We start from the raw sequence: 15,719 nt of genomic DNA on the forward strand, positions 1-15,719 counted from the left end.
GTCATTCATTTGCGCATCCGTCGCAATGAGGGAGGGCCATCCGATGTGGAAGTAGCCTTGCCCTATCGTCACCCATCCCGCTAATCGCCAGGGAGCGCATACCATGCCCAGACACGACAGTCGATTTCGCAACGCAGGCCGTGCCAATTGGTTCTTTCTTGGATTTCTTGCCATCGCCGGATATTTTCTGCTCACCGAGCATCGGGCCCACGTCATACCCTATCTCCCATTTTTGTTGTTGTTGGCCTGTCCCTTGATGCACCTGTTCATGCATGGCGGTCATGGTCATGGAGGGCATGAAGGACATGAGGGTGGGCAGCGTGAAGGGCATGGTGCGCACGGTGGCTGTGGCGGCCATCGGCACACAAGTACAGGCGATAAGCAACAGCAGGCGCACAAGCACGGGCAAGAAGAAAAATCAGGTAGCGAAACTCCGCGGCAAGATCAATCTCAGGAGCGAAGGTCGTGAAACTACAGTTTCTTGGCGCCACTGGCACGGTGACCGGCTCTCGGTATCTTGTCACGGAGGGGGATACACGAGTACTGGTCGACTGCGGGCTCTTCCAGGGAGTCAAAGCCCTGCGTCAGCGTAACTGGAAGCCCTTTCCAATCGCTCCGGCCGAGATCGACGCTGTTGTGTTGACGCACGCTCATCTTGATCACAGCGGTTACCTGCCTCGACTCATTCAAGACGGATTCAGCGGGCCGGTTTATTGCACGCCCGCCACGCGCGCCCTGGGCGAGATCCTGTTGCCGGACAGCGGCAAGCTGCAGGAGGAGGATGCTCTGCGTGCCAATCGTTACGGCTACAGCAAACATACCCCGGCCGAGCCGTTATACACGGCTCAGCAGGCAGAGCGAGCACTGAAGGAGTTCGATACACGTGACTTCGATGAGGTGTTCGAGATTGGAGGGTTGCGCGTGCACTTCACTCCAGCTGGACACATTCTCGGGGCCGCATGCGTGCATGTTGATAATGGCACGCGCACATTGTCCTTCAGTGGGGATCTGGGCAGGCCGAATGATCCTGTGATGAAGCCCCCGTTGCCGATCAAGCATGCGGACTACCTTGTTCTCGAGTCCACATATGGTGACCGACGCCATACGGTCGTCGACGTAGCCGAGCAGCTAGAGAAGATCGTCAACGCAACGGTCGGCAGGGGCGGGACTGTCATGTTGCCGGCTTTCGCCGTCGGGCGCGCGCAGACTTTCATGCATCTGCTGACGCAGTTGCGCGCAGCAGGCCGTATTCCAGATGTGCCGCTTTACCTGGATAGCCCCATGGCTATCAATGTGTCACATGTGTTCTGCCACTTCCGGGCCCAGCATCAGCTCAGCGACGCAGAGTGCCATGCCATGTGCGAAGGCGTGACCTATGTCCGTACCAGGCAGGATTCGGAGGCGCTCAGTGCAGACTCATATCCGAAGGTAATTATTGCCGGCGCCGGCATGCTTACCGGTGGGCGAATTCTGCACCACCTCAAGGCCTTGGGTGGCAACCATCGCAACACCTTGCTGATAGCAGGCTATCAGGCTGAGGGTACGCGCGGCCATGCATTGATGAATGGTATGCGCACACTAAAGATCTATGGCGAATATGTGCCTATCAACTGCCAGGTTGAAGAGATCTCCAGTCTCTCCGGGCATGCCGATTTTAGCGAAATTGGTGATTGGCTAAGCCATTTTGAGCAGCCGCCGCGGCAGGTTTTTCTAACCCATGGCGAGGCATTGGCTGCTGACAGCCAACGGCGTTACCTGGAGGAGCGCCTGGGGTGGAACGTCATGGTTCCGGAAATGCTCGACGAGTTCGTTCTGGATTGATCAGGAGCGCGCTGATGGGCATGACTCGAATTTACAAAAACCACAATGTCAGAGGCCTGCAAGCTGTGCTCGATGCCGCCGGAGTCCACCTCGACGGCAGTCGACCTTGGGACTTACAGGTGCACGATTCGAGGCTGTTCGGACGCCTGCGCCGACAGGGCAGCCTCGGTCTCGGCGAAGCGTACATGGACGAATGGTGGGACTGCGAGCAACTGGACGAGTGCGTCGCGCGCCTGTTTCGCGCGGGTGCCGATCGCCGGCTCACCGGCAGTTTACTCGGGCGCTGGTACGAATGGCGGGCGCAACTGCTGAACCTCCAGTCGCGTTGTCGTGCCTGGATCGTTGGCGAGCGACACTACGACCTCGGCTATGAGCTGTTCGCACGCATGCTGGATCGCCGCATGACCTACACCTGTGGCTACTGGCAGGACGCGGTTAGCTTGGAGGAGGCGCAGGAAAGGAAACTGGAACTGGTGTGCCGGAAACTCGGCCTAAAGGCGGGGGACCGGGTGCTTGACATCGGCTGCGGCTGGGGAAGTTTCGCCGAGTATGCCGCTTCCCGCTACGGCGCTCAGGTAGTCGGCGTCACCATTTCCCGGGATCAGGCGCGTTACGCTGCCGAACGCTGTCGCGAACTCCCGGTGGACATACGCCTGCAGGATTACCGCGACGTGGATGGCTGCTTCGATCACCTCGTGTCGCTGGGGATGTTCGAACATGTCGGCGTAAAGAATTACCGCATTTACATGGCGACCGCGCACCGTCTGCTGCGCGACGACGGTTTGTTCCTGCTGCATACCATCGGCAGCAACACCTCGGTGCATACGACCGATCCCTGGATCGGCCAATACATCTTCCCGAACGGCATGCTGCCTTCGATTGCGCAAATTGGCCTGGCCATCGAAACACGTTTCGTGATGGAGGACTGGCACAACTTCGGCGCCGATTACGACAAAACGCTGATGGCTTGGTACTCCAACTTCGAACGCCACTGGCCGGAGTTGGCTGGGCACTACGATCAGCGCTTTTTCCGCATGTGGCGTTACTACCTGTTGACCTGCGCCGGTTCGTTTCGGGCGCGCAAGAACCAATTGTGGCAAATCGTGTTGAGCAAGCACGGCTGCGCGGGCGGCTACGGCCGCCTGCGTTAGGGCATCCACCAATCGAGGTGACGCGGGGGAGGGTACATGGGCGACGTGACCCGGTTCGTCATTACCGCCTGCAAACACTTGCACCGGATGAGCGAAGCCGAGATGTGCGAGCACAAGGGCATCGGTCATCCGGACAGCCTGTGCGATGGTGTCGCGGAGGCCGTGTCGCTGGCGCTCAACCGCGCGTACCTGCAAGCCTACGGACGCATCCAGCATTACAACGTCGACAAGGCCTTGTTGATCGGTGGCGAGAGCCTGCCGCGCTTTGGCGGTGGACAGGTGCTGACGCCGATGCGCCTGATCCTGTGCGGTCGAGCCAGTCCCCTGCCGGACGCCGGGCTGGCTGAATTGGTGAGGGGCGCTGCATACCGCTATTTATCCGAAAACCTGCGCTGCAATCCGGCATTGTTCGAAATCGAATGTGCGGTACGCACCGGCAGCCCCAACCTGCAGCAGGCATTCGCACGCGGGATGTCCCACGCCCTGGCCAACGATACCTCCTTCGGAATCGGCTTCGCACCATACTCGCCCCTCGAGAAACAGGCGCTGCAACTGGGGACGCTATTGCACTCGGCCGAGTTTCAAGCGCGATTTCCGGCAGCGGGCGACGACTACAAGGTCATGGGCGCGCGGGTTGGCGACAGGATGACGTTCACCGTCGCGTTGGCGCTCATCGATCGGGAGATTCGCCATGCGGCAGACTATTTTGCGATCAAGCACGCGATGGCCGAGCATCTACGCGCGACCTTGGTGAGCCCCTGTGATCTCGCCATCAATACGCTTGACGATCCGAACGCGAGCGGTGTGGAGGGGATTTACCTGACCGTGTCCGGATTGAGCGCGGAGCAGGGCGACGACGGCCAGGTCGGGCGCGGCAACCGCATGAATGGCCTGATCACACCCTGCCGCAGCATGTCACTTGAAGCCGTGGCAGGGAAGAACCCGGTTTCCCATGTCGGCAAGCTGTACAACGCGCTCGCATGGGAAATAGCACGCGCCATCGTCGCCGAGGTCGAGGGCGTGGAAGAAGCCACAGTGCAACTATTGTCGCGCATCGGCCAGCCAGTCGATCGTCCTGCGCTGGTTGCTGTCGAACTGGGCTGCCACAGTCCTTTGCGCGCGGCCATGCGCCAGGCAGTACAAAGCCTTGCGCAAGCTCATCTGTCCGACATCGAGCGTACCTCCGCGCGATTGGTGCGCGGCGATTTGCCCGCCTTCTGATGAAAGAGGGGGCCGGGTGCGTATACCACGGGCGACTCGAACAGCGTGTGGAGCCTTCGTCCATCTACCGCACGTCGTGCTCATTGCATTACTGCAGCGCTATCGTGTGCTGGTTGAAACAGTCGATCGTGCCAGGATCGGCGGAGCGTATTTAAGGAGATATCGTGTCCGGGACATATTGATCGCGCCAGCAATCGCGTGGCCTTGGCGCTCGTGACGCTGGGCCTCTACATCGCTGTCTCGCTGCTGATGCTGCACTCCATCGGTGCGGTGATCACAGCAAAACCGGTTGATCGGGCAGTTCATTGCTCCCACCGGCGGTTTCCGGGAAATGCTGTGCCATGAGCCGGGTTACGGCACGAATCCCCTCCAGTGCTCCCTCCTCGAAGCGCCCCTGCCTAAAGGCTTGCTCCATGGCGAGACAGATCCCCTCCCACGCACTGGCACCGACTTGGGCATGAATGCCACGGTCGGCCACGATCTCGACGTCGCGATCGGCCAACAGCAGGTAAATCAGCACGCCGTTGTTGTGCTCGGTGTCCCACGTCCGTAGCAGCGAGAAAACCTCGAGCGCTCGTTCACGCGGCGATTGCCCGCGCCATAGTTCGACTGCTTGCAATGCGCCCTCAACAACAAAGCGGATCTGCCCGGCATGGGTGCACTCGCTTGCCGCAATCTCTGCCTGAATCGTGCTCAGCGTCTGTGGGGGGAAGGCACGCTTGAGCTGCCAGGGTGTCATCGTCAGGTGGCGAACCAGGCGCCGGTAGTTGTTCTTCACCATCGTCCTGATGCACCTCCCCCGCCGAATCCGCCTCCACCACCACCGAAGCCGCCACGGAACCTTCCACCGGACCGGCCGCCGCCGCTGTACCAGCCGCCATGCCTGCCGCCCCCGAGAAGAATAAATACGAACGCCATCAGTCCTGCGCCAAGTGCAACCGGGATGGCGTCGATCAATAACCAGGTCAGCAGAGCCACTCCGGCGCCAGTTACCGATGCAGCGGGTAAACGCCCCAGCAGTTTTCGCAGCACCCCGCCCACCACGAAGACCAGCATCGCAATCAAGGGAATCGATTTCGAGAGCTCATCCTGAGCTCCATTCGCTCCGCGTTTGGGGGGCGGTAGTGGTTCGCCATCTATAATGGCGATCATCTGGTCGACGCCAGCCTCGATGCCGCTATAGAAGTCGCCTTGGCGGAAGCGTGGCACGATGATCTCGCTGATGATGCGCTTGGCTGTGGCATCGTTCAGAGCCCCCTCCAGACCATAGCCCACCTCAATACGCAGGGTCCGATCATTCTTCGCAACGATCAGCAGTACGCCATCGTCGATCTTCTTGCGCCCCAGCCTCCACTGCTCGACCACCCGGAGGGAATACTGTTCTATCGATTCTTCTCCGGTGCTAGGGATAATTAGCACGGCCAGCTGGCTGCCTTTTGCTACCTCGAAGCGTTGCAGCTTGCCTTCCAGACTGGCTACCTGCTCGGCCGTGAGTGACGCTGTCAGATCAGTGACCCGTGCCGTCAAGGGCGGCATCGCTACCGGTTGGGCCGTGGCCGCCAAGCACCAACCGAGGAGCATTGCCAGCAGCCCGGCTCTCGCCGCAATGAACTTGCTCATCAGTTGCTCGGCTGCGGCGTGCCGCTTTGCGGTTTATCCGGAGAGCTCCCGAAATTCACCTGTGGTGGTGTGGCAATGGCTCGTTCGTTCTCAACGCTGAAGTTAGGCTTGATCTTGTAGCCGAACACCATCGCAGTCAGGTTGGAGGGGAAGCTGCGTATCGTGACGTTGTACTCCTGCACCGCCTGGATATAGCGGTTGCGTGCCACGGTGATGCGGTTTTCAGTGCCTTCCAGTTGAGCCTGCAAGTCGCGAAAGGCGGCATCCGCCTTCAGCTGCGGGTAGTTCTCCGACACCACCAATAGCCTCGACAGTGCGCCAGACAACTGGGCCTGGGCCTCTTGGAAACGAGCGAAGGCCTGCGGGTCATTGACCAGCTCCGGCGTAGCCTGGATGCCGCCGACCCGAGAGCGGGCAGCCGTTACCTGCTCCAGCACCTCCTTCTCGTGGGCAGCATAGCCCTTAACCGTGCCGACCAGGTTGGGCACCAGGTCGGCACGGCGCTGGTACTGGTTCAATACCTCGGACCAACTTGACTTGGTCTGTTCGTCTGTCGATTGCAGGGTGTTATAGCCGCAGCCGGAGATGCTAAGGACCAGCGTGATGAGCAGCAGGCTAAACAGTTTTCGCATTGTCGTGATCTCCCTGCAATCTGAAATTGTTTTTTATGTATAGCAGGGTTGCTTGATCGTAGGCAATATGGCCGGGGCTTTTATTCCGTTTCTGACGAAAAGATTACATTGGTGTAATGTTTGGCTGGCTTGCGTTGCTTTGGGGTTTTATCAATATTTTTAGGAGGTCATCGCAATGCCATGGCTGGCGGGCTGATTTTCATTGATTTGAAGTTGTATTTATATGTATGGGTATTGCTTGTGTGGGCTTTTCTTGGTTTTTTTGGTTTTGCTAGGCAGTCTGCTCTGTATTAAAGTTGCTTTATCACGGACTGGCGGGCTTTGTATTTATTAATTGTGGGTGTGCTTTGAAATAATGAATTGGGTGAAGCTAGAAATCTCCTGATCTGGTGGGGTAGCCCCCCCCCTTCGGCCCTTTTCCGATGAGTTAAGGGGGGCAACCTTGCTGTGGGGGTGAAGGGAAAAATTACCGGCAAACGGTCGTCGATCAGTTACGCTGAAATCAGCATTGATAGAGGGGGAATCCATGTTTGAGTCCGCTGAAGTCGGTCACGCCATAGACAAGGCCACATTCGATGCTCAGGTGCCGGTGCTACGCGAAGCGCTTCTGGAGGCCCAGTTTGAGCTTGGGCAGCAGGCGCGCTTTCCGGTGCTGATACTGATTGCCGGCATTGAGGGCGCGGGCAAGGAGGAGACGGTCAGGCTGCTCAGCGAATGGATGGACCCGCGCTTCATCGAGGTCAGTACCTTCGATCAGCCGACCGATGAGGAACTGGCCCGTCCGCAGGCCTGGCGCTACTGGCGACAGCTGCCACCTAAGGGCAAGGTTGGAATCTACTTCGGCAATTGGTACGACCAGATGCTGCAGGCACGAGTGCACAAGAAAATCGACGATGCCCAGCTCGACCAGTTCATCGCCAGCGCCGAGCGGCTGGAGCGGATGCTCAGCGAAGAAGGCACGTTGATCTTCAAGTTCTGGTTCCATCTGTCAAAGAGGTCAATGAAGGAGCGGCTCGAGACGTTGAAGGACGATCCTTTGCACAGCTGGCAGTTGGGTCCGCTAGACTGGCAGCAGTCGAAGACTTACGACAAATTTGTCCTTCACGGCGAGCGAGTACTGCGTCGCAGTAGCCGCGAATACGCACCTTGGTATGTGATTGAGGGGGAGGATGAGCGCTATCGCAGCATCACGGTCGCTCGTATCCTTCTTGAGGGGTTGCAATGCGCGCTGGAGCACAAAACACCGACGGTGCACGCTCATCACGCCGCGCCATTGGTGTCGAGCCTGGACAACCGTGCCCTGCTGGATGCCTTGGACTTGGGCCGGGAATTGACCAAGGAGGAATATCAAGAACAACTTGTCATCGAGCAGGCTCGCCTGTCCAAATTGATACGTGACAAGCGCATGCGCAGGCACGCTCTGATCACGCTGTTCGAGGGCAATGACGCAGCTGGCAAGGGTGGGGCTATCCGCCGCGTAGCTGCAGCCTTGGATCCGCGCCTTTACCGTATCGTGCCGATCGGTTCGCCAACCGAAGAGGAGTTGTCCCAGCCCTATCTCTGGCGCTTTTGGCGGCATATCCCGCGGCGTGGAAAATTTACTATCTTTGACCGCTCATGGTATGGACGTGTCTTGGTGGAGCGGGTCGAAGAACTCTGTAGCCCGGCTGACTGGTTGCGTGCCTACGGTGAGATCAACGATTTCGAGGAGGAGTTGACCAGCTCGGGGGTGGTGGTGGCCAAGTTCTGGCTGGCTATTGACCAAGAAACTCAGTTGCGGCGCTTCAGGAAGCGGGAGGCTATACCATTTAAACGCTTCAAGATCACTGCAGAGGACTGGCGCAATCGCGAGAAGTGGGACGCTTACTCCGATGCTGTAGGCGACATGGTCGACCGCACCAGCACTGAAATCGCGCCTTGGACGCTGGTCGAGGCTAACGACAAGCGTTTCGCCCGGATTAAGGTCCTGCGCACCATTAACGATGCGCTGGAGTCAGCGTTCGCCCGGTCGGGTTGATGCCTGTGGGGCTGATGACGCCCACGGTGGGGGCTGGCTGTGCAGAGGCTTCAGCAGGCCGTGAAGCGTTTTTAATCTGTTCTGATGCTGTCGGTGATGGAGGGCTATGTGCGCCAGTCATGTCCCATCACGCGACTGGCTCAGGTCGAGTAGCCGTGTGCTGTGTTCGTCACCGAGCCTCCCGAACGGGCACAACCATGCCTAACAGAGGTGCGCCGCCGGGAGGAGGTGTGGCTTCAATTGACAGTCAGCGCGCGACAATGCCATTGGGGCCGGCTGAGGTCGGGAACTTGGCGAGTTCCGCATGGCTTTTGAGGTCGACGACCGAAATGCTGTCTTCGAAGGCATTGCTGATATAGGCCCGCGAACCGTCGCCGGCGATGGATACGCCATGGGCCCCGTTGCCGACCTTGGTGGTGGCGATGAGACGGCCGCTGGCGGCATCCAGGATGGACAAAGTATGCCCCGGTGCTTGCCGGCTACCTTGATTGGCAACCACCAGCTGGGTGCCGTCGGGCGTCACGGAGAGCTGGATGGGGCCGGGGCCGACGGGATGGGTGGCAATGAGACGGTGGCTCTGTAGGTTTACCACGGCCACTGCGTTCTCTCCGCTGAGGGAGGCGAACAGCCGTTGACCATCAGGAGCAAAGGCTACTTGCACTGGCTTCCTGCCGACCGCGATGCGGGCGGTCTGGGTTCTGTCAGCTACGTCGATCAGGCTGATATCGTTACTGTCCCGGTTGGCCACGGCCAAGGTGCGTCCATCTGGGGATAGGCGCAGGCCATGCGGGTAGCTGCCGACCTTGATCCTGTTCAGAATGCGTTCGGCGGCGAGGTCGACGACGACTACCGCATGACTGGCTGCGTCTGTTACGAAGGCGAGTTTGCCGCTGCGATCCGGAACCACATGCGCCGGATGGCCGCCGACCTGAATGATACGCGCCGACTGTATCGACTTGTCGGCGTCGAACACCAATAATCGCCCGCCTTGAGCGTCATGGTTCCCATGCCCAGCTTGGGTATTGCCGCCAGGTATGCCAACAATCAGCAGGGTCTTGCGGTCGGGTGTCAAATCCACGTTATGCGGCAGGATATTGAGTGCCAGCGTGCTAGTGGTTCGCGCTTCATCGTCGATGATCGTTAGACTGCCGGCGCCTTCGTTGGCCACATAGATGGTTGCGGCACTGCTCGTAGCACTGGCGAGCAGGGCAATCGCCATACCGATGGCAGCTAGGACTGGTTTCATGGAAATACTCCTGGCGCGTGGGGCTGAGGGTTCGATATACCCCTTCAGCCTAGATCGGCACAGCTTTCTCTAGGCTTAGGCGGCCATTACAATTCGGTCAGGAGGCCTAGGTGTGCAGTCCCAGGAAGTCATGGTGCATTCTTGAACCCTCACCAGGAGGATGCGCTATGGCAACAGGTCTTCATGGCTCAGCCCGCACAACGCCGCGAGTTCGAGCCGAGCTCCAAGCGTCGCAAGAGTCGACGCGCGCCCTTGCCGCCCGCTATGGACTGAACGTCAAGACTGTGGCCAAGTGGCGTTCGCGCTCGACGACAACTGACAAGCCCATGGGGCCTGCCAAGCCATGTAGTGTCCGGCTCTCGGATGCTGAAGAAGCGATGGTGGTCGAGCTCAGGCGACGCACCCTGCTTCCCCTGGACGACCTGCTGGGGCATCTGCGTGAAACCCTCCCCCAACTGACTCGCAGTGCCTTGCATCGCTGCCTGGTGCGCCATGGCATCAGCAGACTGCCCAGCACAGAGCCGGGTGGAGCCAAGCATGGAAAGTTTGCTCCAACCGAAATCGGCTACCTGCATATCGACAGCTGTGAACTCCGGCTGGAGCAGGGAAAACAGCACATGTTCCTGGCGATCGATCGTGTCACCAAATTCACCCACGTGGCGTTCTTCGATGCTGCGACAAAGCAGAACGGTGCGGCGTTTCTCGAAGAGGTGGTGACGGCATACCCGTACACCATTCACACCGTTCTCACGGACAACGGCGTGGCGTTCACCGAGCAGCCACGGTATCGAAACGGCCTGACCAATCGGTTTGGTGGGCACATTTTCGACCGTGTCTGCCATGAGCATGGCATCAAGCACAAGCTGACCAAGCCCTATCACCCGTGGACCAACGGACAGGCCGAGCGCATGAACCGCACCGTGAAGGAGGCCACCATCAAGTCGTTCCACTACCCGGACTTCGATGCGCTGAAAGCCCATGTTCGGGCCTTCGTCATGGCATACAACTTTGCCAAGCACCTGAAGGCTCTACGGTGGCGTACTCCGTTCAAAACGATCTGTGATGCCTGGACTCGAACACCGGACTGTTTCAAGCTTGACCCGCACCACCTCATCCCGGGACTACACACCCAGAGTCATGCTTACTGAGCGGGTTTAGCTGGCGGCATCCCCATGTAGTGTTGGTGCCACATCATGTGATCCATCATCATCTGCTGCATCCCCATGTACCTGTCCATCATGTACTGGCGCTGTGCTCTCTGCTCCGGGGGCAGGTTCGAATAGTCCTGCCAGCCCATCATGTGGCCGCCACCCATCATGCCGCCGCCCATCATGTGCCCACCCATCATGCCTCCACCCCACATGCCCATACCCATGCCGTGCATCATTCCCATCCCGCCTTGCATGGTATTCCAATGCTCCTGGAGGAGTTTCTGCCGCTCCTTCGGGTCTTGGGTTTGCCGGATTTTCTCCATCTGGGCCTGCATCTTCTGGAGGTTTTCCTGCGCCTGAGCCATCTGCTTGTCGAACTCGGCAATGCTCGGAGCTTGCTGCTGCGCCGGGGGGGTAGCGCTTTTGGCTGGGGTTGGGTCTGCCGCCAGCGCCCATGCGGATGACAGTGATGCGGCAACGAGGAGTACCGCCAGTTTGATGTTTTTCATATCGAGCTGCCTTTGTGGTGGTGAGCTGAACCAACATCCCTATGAGCGAGCGATTGCGTTGACTCAACGGGTTTTGCCTAAAACTGTAGAGCCTCTTGGCTGGATTGCCTATTTGATTGCTCCCTTCACAAGCGGCACTCAGGCTGGCCCCGGCTACCGCTGATGGGAGATGCCTCCTGAGTGCGCGCAGCGCACGTGATTGCCCTCGCTCGTTTCGCCTTCGCATAACGGCTGCGACAATTCGTGGAGGATGCCGCAGTGGGCGGCGGCACTCGGCTCGTTGCAGCACTCACGCAAGCTCTTGAGCTGTTGCTCCAGCTGGCGGAGCTCCTCGATGCGTGCGGTGACATGGCCGATGTGCGCGTCCAGCAGGGCATTCACACCGGCGCAGTGCTCGCTGGGAGCATCCTTGAAGTGGAGCAGTCCCCGAATCTCGGCGTGTGTCATGTCCAGCATGCGGCAACGGCGAATGAAGGACAGCCTTTCGACATGCGCTTCGGTGTAGATGCGAAAGTTGCCGTCGCTGCGGGCGGGCGAGGCGAGTAGCCCCTCGCGCTCGTAGTAGCGGATGGTTTCGATCTGGGTGCCCGTGGTACTGGCTAGCTCACCGATTTTCACGTTGGTCTCCGATAGCCGGGTCTGGTGACTCCTATTTGCAGCATAGGCTCTTGACTCTGTAGTCGCTACAGGTTGTTTACTCGTGTCCAACGTCATTGGGGGTACAGCATGGGTGAGTGCAACGCTGTTGGGTGCGGTTGTTCCACTGCGTCGTCAGCGGAACCGAAGAGTCTTGCCACCGGAGCGGGCAAGACTGTGCAGTACCGCATCGACAACATGGACTGCCCCACCGAGGAACGGCTGATTCGCGACAAGCTGGAGCCGCTCGCCGGGGTGACAGGGTTGGAGTTCAACCTGATGCAGCGCACGCTGACGGTGAACCATCAGCTCGATTCGTTGGAACCGGTCGAAGCCGGATTGCGCGCCATCGGCATGCAGGCCCAGCGTCTTGCCCTTCCAGCCGAGCAGGTGTGCACGGTGTTGACCATCGCGAAGATGTGTTGCCCCACCGAGGAACGGCTGATTCGCGACAAGCTGACCGGAATGCCCGGCGTCGAGTCCCTGGACTTCAATCTGCTGCAACGCCGTTTGACGGTCACGCACCGTCCCGAAAGCCTGAATGCCATCTTGGGCGCGCTGACATCCATCGGCCTCGAAGCCAAGGTCGAACCGAGCGTTGCCAACGACACCGCCGAGCCGTCTACCAGCCCCCGCCATTGGTGGCCACTGGCCGTGGCGGGCGTGAGCGCGACCCTGGCCGAGGTCGTGCACTGGTTGAACGGTGGCAATCACTGGCTGGTCGTGGCGCTTTCCGTGCTGGCGATTGCGGTAGGCGGACTCTCGACCTACAAGAAAGGCTGGATTGCCCTCAGGAACCGCAACCTGAACATCAATGCGCTGATGTCGATTGCCGTTACCGGGGCGATGCTCATTGGCGAGTGGCCGGAGGCGGCCATGGTGATGTTCCTGTTCGCCCTGGCCGAGGTGATCGAGGCCCGATCGCTCGACCGTGCGCGCAACGCGATTCGCGGCCTGATGGAACTCGCTCCGGAAACGGCCACCGTCCAGCAACCGGATGGCACGTGGCTGGGTGTACCCGCCAGACAGGTGGCAGTGGGAGCCACGGTGCGTCTGCGCCCGGGCGAGCGAATCGCGCTGGATGGCGTGGTGACCCAGGGGCACTCGAGCGTGAACCAGGCTCCGATCACCGGCGAGAGTTTGCCGGTGGACAAGACCGTGGGTGACAGCGTGTTTGCCGGGACGATCAACGAGACGGGGTCGTTCGAATTTCGGGTGACGGCCGAAGCCAGTCACTCGACGCTATCCCGGATCATTCATGCCGTCGAATCCGCCCAAGGGAGTCGGGCGCCGACCCAGCGCTTCGTCGACCGCTTCGCGCAGATCTATACGCCGACAGTGTTCCTGATCGCCTTGCTGACCGCGGTGATGCCGCCGTTGTTCTTGTCCGGCGAGTGGATGGACTGGATCTACAAGGCGCTGGTGCTGCTGGTGATTGCCTGCCCCTGTGCACTGGTGATCTCCACGCCGGTATCCATCGTCAGCGGCCTGGCTGCGGCCGCACGCAAGGGCATTCTCATCAAGGGCGGTGTGTACCTTGAGGAGGGTCGCAAGCTGGCCACGCTGGCACTCGACAAGACCGGCACCATCACCCATGGCAAGCCGGTGCAGACCGACTTTATTGCTTTGCGCGGAGACGAGGCCCGGGTTCACGCCCTGGCGGCCAGCCTCGCTGCGCGCTCGGATCATCCGGTATCCCACGCCATCGCCCTGGCGGCAAACGAAGCCGGCTTGGCGTTATACCCGGTGACCGATCTGGCTGCCATTCTGGGCCGTGGCGTGCGTGGCCGTATCGACGATCATCTGTACCAGCTGGGCAACCACCGGCTGATCGAGGAGCTGGGTCTTTGCTCGGAAGCCATCGAGGCGCAACTGTTTGCCCTGGAGCGCCAGGGCAAGTCGGTGGTGCTGCTGGTCAACCAGCACGAAGTCCTGGGCATTTTCGCGGTGGCCGACACGGTGCGAGAAACCAGTCGCGAAGCGATCAGCGAGCTGCACGCCCTCGGGGTGAAAACCCTGATGCTCAGCGGCGACAACATCCATACCGCCGAAACCATTGCCCGCTCGGTCGGCATCGACGAGGCTCGCGGTGGGCTGCTGCCGGAAGACAAACTCAAGACCATCGAAGGGCTGATGACGAGTGGCAAGGCCGGTGCGGTCGGCATGGTGGGGGACGGGATCAACGATGCGCCCGCGCTGGCCCGGGCGAGCATCGGCTTCGCGATGGGAGCGGCGGGGACGGATACCGCCATCGAGACGGCGGACGTTGCGCTGATGGACGACGACCTGCGCAAGATTCCCGCATTCGTCCGGCTTTCGCGGGCGACCACCACGGTGTTGCGGCAGAACATCGCTTTCGCCCTCGGGATCAAGGCGGTTTTCCTGCTGCTGACGTTCACCGGGCAGGGCACGCTGTGGATGGCGGTGTTTGCCGACGCGGGGGCCAGTTTGCTGGTGGTGGCCAACGGGCTGCGGTTGCTGCGCAAGTAATGGGTTTGCGAGCTTCTGCGGTCCACGAGTGCTGATCCAGGGGGGCAAGCCAGGCTGGAAAGTGTGGGTGTCCGGAATATATGGTTGGGCGGCGTTCTCGTCGCTTGGCTTGGTTCAAATTTCCAGATCTGATTGCCGGTACCGTCGTGGGTGTTGTTGTGCACAATGGCGCTAGGTGCATTCTGGCGCTTAAGGATTAAAAAATGCTTGTTCTTGACAAGAAGCTCTCGTCGCATGCTATATTGTCTCTCTCCGGCTTGATAGCAGCGTCGGACCAAGGTGTAAAGTGGATAGTCCAGCAGTCAATGGGTTATGGCGAGTCTCTTCCAGTGACTCCGTTCCTTAACTGGGTACACGTTTGGAACACCGGTGCCGCATTTAGTCTTTTCGCTGATGGTGGAGGCTGGCAGCGCTACTTTTTTATAGGGATCGCGGTATTGGTCTCGATTGTGCTTATCAAATTTATCCGAGACAATCGTCATAAAGGGGAAGCCATCGCTTACTGCCTGATCCTCGGTGGTGCTACAGGTAATCTGATTGACCGGATATTCCGTGGCTATGTTGTGGACTACCTTGATTTCTATTGGCGATACTGGCATTGGCCGGCCTTCAACCTCGCCGACATTGCAATTGTCCTCGGTGCATTTCTTATCGCTTCCGTAAGCTTGTTACGTGGGAAATCAAATCTCAATGTCGAGCCAGATGGGGCTGCCTGAAGCCTACACCTAATAAAGCCATGACCGAAACTCCCGACGACATCCTGCACATGCCGGAATACGAGGTGCGGGCCTGCAAGACCACCTTCAGACTCCAGCTACCGGAGATGATGGACGGCTTCCGCCTGACGCTACGGCTGCATGAGTACGTGGAGAAGGCCCTGCCCTAAGTGGTTGAACAGACCGGCCTGGACGAGAAGACGGTGTGGGACATTTTCAACGCTTGTGCCGAGCTCATGAGCTACTGGCGCCGCCTCGAGACGCCCCGTATCTTGGCATCGATGAACTGTATCTGGATCGGCGTTATCGTTGCGTCCTCACCAACATCAAGGCGAAGGCCGTGGTTGATCTGCTGGCCAGCCACCGTCAGGATGTGGTGACCAGCCCTGATGAAGCTGAAAGACTGGCAGAAGGTCGAGATCGTCAGCGTGCCGTCGGTCCCGTCAGGTTTTCTTACCAGACAGAAACTGTTAAGATTCCATATAACTAATCCATCTACTATCAAGTCC

General features: G+C 59.5%; 14 protein-coding genes and 1 pseudogene. 9 read left to right on the forward strand and 6 right to left on the reverse strand.

Annotation, left to right across the window (positions count from 1 at the left end; all coding sequences use genetic code 11):
• The first annotated feature begins 103 nt into the window (after positions 1-103).
• From RA210_RS22220 to RA210_RS14715, 4 genes are read left to right on the forward strand one after another with little or no spacing between them, the layout of a single operon-like run.
• Positions 104-469: a DUF2933 domain-containing protein gene (locus tag RA210_RS22220; protein WP_201487027.1), complete on the forward strand. Its 366-nt coding sequence runs from the start codon at positions 104-106 to the stop codon at positions 467-469.
• Positions 466-1,821, forward strand: a complete 1,356-nt coding sequence (locus RA210_RS14705) for an MBL fold metallo-hydrolase RNA specificity domain-containing protein (RefSeq protein ID WP_201487029.1) — start codon at positions 466-468, stop codon at positions 1,819-1,821. Before RA210_RS22220 ends, RA210_RS14705 begins: the two co-directional genes overlap by 4 nt.
• Positions 1,822-1,841: 20 nt before the next feature.
• On the forward strand, positions 1,842-2,972 hold the full coding sequence (gene cfa, locus RA210_RS14710; protein WP_201487069.1) for a cyclopropane fatty acyl phospholipid synthase: 1,131 nt from the start codon (positions 1,842-1,844) through the stop codon (positions 2,970-2,972).
• A 36-nt stretch (positions 2,973-3,008) separates the two neighbouring features.
• On the forward strand, positions 3,009-4,193 hold the full coding sequence (locus tag RA210_RS14715) for a methionine adenosyltransferase (protein WP_201487030.1): 1,185 nt from the start codon (positions 3,009-3,011) through the stop codon (positions 4,191-4,193).
• Positions 4,194-4,467: 274 nt separating this feature from the next.
• Here RA210_RS14715 and RA210_RS14720 read toward each other — a convergent pair whose 3' ends face one another.
• The 3 genes from RA210_RS14720 to RA210_RS14735 are packed head-to-tail and all read right to left on the reverse strand — an operon-like array spanning position 4,468 to position 6,445.
• Complete coding sequence (locus tag RA210_RS14720; RefSeq protein ID WP_201487031.1) at positions 4,468-4,974, reverse strand: TPM domain-containing protein; 507 nt, start codon at positions 4,972-4,974, stop codon at positions 4,468-4,470.
• Positions 4,968-5,813: a TPM domain-containing protein gene (locus RA210_RS21830; RefSeq protein WP_268932796.1), complete on the reverse strand. Its 846-nt coding sequence runs from the start codon at positions 5,811-5,813 to the stop codon at positions 4,968-4,970. The genes RA210_RS14720 and RA210_RS21830 overlap by 7 nt, the downstream gene beginning before the upstream one ends.
• Entirely contained in the window at positions 5,813-6,445 is a 633-nt protein-coding gene (locus RA210_RS14735) for a LemA family protein (RefSeq protein ID WP_201487033.1), read from the reverse strand. Before RA210_RS14735 ends, RA210_RS21830 begins: the two co-directional genes overlap by 1 nt.
• A gap of 526 nt (positions 6,446-6,971) precedes the next feature.
• Between RA210_RS14735 and pap the strand changes: the two genes are divergently transcribed.
• Positions 6,972-8,462, forward strand: coding sequence for a polyphosphate:AMP phosphotransferase (pap, locus tag RA210_RS14740; RefSeq protein WP_201487035.1), 1,491 nt, complete (start codon positions 6,972-6,974; stop codon positions 8,460-8,462).
• Between the two features lie 247 nt (positions 8,463-8,709).
• On the opposite strand, the gene RA210_RS14745 is transcribed toward pap, so the two are convergent.
• Complete coding sequence (locus RA210_RS14745) at positions 8,710-9,708, reverse strand: YVTN family beta-propeller repeat protein (RefSeq protein WP_201487036.1); 999 nt, start codon at positions 9,706-9,708, stop codon at positions 8,710-8,712.
• Positions 9,709-9,875: 167 nt separating this feature from the next.
• Between RA210_RS14745 and RA210_RS14750 the strand changes: the two genes are divergently transcribed.
• Positions 9,876-10,856 carry an IS481 family transposase gene (locus RA210_RS14750; protein ID WP_201487037.1) on the forward strand — a complete coding sequence of 327 codons (981 nt, stop codon included), beginning with the start codon at positions 9,876-9,878 and terminating at the stop codon, positions 10,854-10,856.
• Here RA210_RS14750 and RA210_RS14755 read toward each other — a convergent pair.
• Together RA210_RS14755 and cadR are read right to left on the reverse strand one after the other, a co-directional pair.
• Positions 10,850-11,368, reverse strand: coding sequence for a hypothetical protein (locus RA210_RS14755; RefSeq protein WP_201487038.1), 519 nt, complete (start codon positions 11,366-11,368; stop codon positions 10,850-10,852). The two genes, RA210_RS14750 and RA210_RS14755, sit on opposite strands and share 7 nt — an antisense overlap.
• Positions 11,369-11,521: 153 nt before the next feature.
• The gene (gene cadR, locus RA210_RS14760; protein ID WP_201487041.1) at positions 11,522-11,986 is read right to left on the reverse strand and encodes a Cd(II)/Pb(II)-responsive transcriptional regulator; all 465 of its coding nucleotides are present in this window, start codon (positions 11,984-11,986) and stop codon (positions 11,522-11,524) included.
• 372 nt (positions 11,987-12,358) lie between these two features.
• Between cadR and RA210_RS14765 the strand changes: the two genes are divergently transcribed.
• The 3 genes and pseudogenes from RA210_RS14765 to RA210_RS14780 all read left to right on the forward strand — a co-directional run.
• Positions 12,359-14,494, forward strand: a complete 2,136-nt coding sequence (locus tag RA210_RS14765) for a heavy metal translocating P-type ATPase (RefSeq protein ID WP_442963402.1) — start codon at positions 12,359-12,361, stop codon at positions 14,492-14,494.
• Between the two features lie 203 nt (positions 14,495-14,697).
• On the forward strand, positions 14,698-15,210 hold the full coding sequence (gene lspA, locus RA210_RS14775) for a signal peptidase II (RefSeq protein WP_090212119.1): 513 nt from the start codon (positions 14,698-14,700) through the stop codon (positions 15,208-15,210).
• Between the two features lie 59 nt (positions 15,211-15,269).
• Positions 15,270-15,641, forward strand: a pseudogene (locus tag RA210_RS14780) (ISL3 family transposase); the annotation flags it as partial.
• Positions 15,642-15,719: the final 78 nt, after the last annotated feature.

It is taken from the genome of Pseudomonas sp. OF001, from assembly GCF_904426495.1.
Taxonomy (GTDB): domain Bacteria; phylum Pseudomonadota; class Gammaproteobacteria; order Pseudomonadales; family Pseudomonadaceae; genus Geopseudomonas.

Bases quoted from the DNA above. Each gene is read 5' to 3' on its own strand.
- RA210_RS14720 (WP_201487031.1), bottom strand. From the start codon at position 4,974: ATGGTGAAGAACAACTACCGGCGCCTGGTTCGCCACCTGACGATGACA.
- RA210_RS21830 (WP_268932796.1), bottom strand. From the start codon at position 5,813: ATGAGCAAGTTCATTGCGGCGAGAGCCGGGCTGCTGGCAATGCTCCTC.
- RA210_RS14750 (WP_201487037.1), top strand. From the start codon at position 9,876: ATGGCAACAGGTCTTCATGGCTCAGCCCGCACAACGCCGCGAGTTCGA.
- RA210_RS14745 (WP_201487036.1), bottom strand. From the start codon at position 9,708: ATGAAACCAGTCCTAGCTGCCATCGGTATGGCGATTGCCCTGCTCGCC.
- RA210_RS14735 (WP_201487033.1), bottom strand. From the start codon at position 6,445: ATGCGAAAACTGTTTAGCCTGCTGCTCATCACGCTGGTCCTTAGCATC.
- RA210_RS14765 (WP_442963402.1), top strand. From the start codon at position 12,359: ATGCAGGCCCAGCGTCTTGCCCTTCCAGCCGAGCAGGTGTGCACGGTG.
- RA210_RS14755 (WP_201487038.1), bottom strand. From the start codon at position 11,368: ATGAAAAACATCAAACTGGCGGTACTCCTCGTTGCCGCATCACTGTCA.
- RA210_RS14715 (WP_201487030.1), top strand. From the start codon at position 3,009: ATGGGCGACGTGACCCGGTTCGTCATTACCGCCTGCAAACACTTGCAC.
- pap (WP_201487035.1), top strand. From the start codon at position 6,972: ATGTTTGAGTCCGCTGAAGTCGGTCACGCCATAGACAAGGCCACATTC.
- RA210_RS22220 (WP_201487027.1), top strand. From the start codon at position 104: ATGCCCAGACACGACAGTCGATTTCGCAACGCAGGCCGTGCCAATTGG.
- lspA (WP_090212119.1), top strand. From the start codon at position 14,698: ATGCTTGTTCTTGACAAGAAGCTCTCGTCGCATGCTATATTGTCTCTC.
- cfa (WP_201487069.1), top strand. From the start codon at position 1,842: ATGACTCGAATTTACAAAAACCACAATGTCAGAGGCCTGCAAGCTGTG.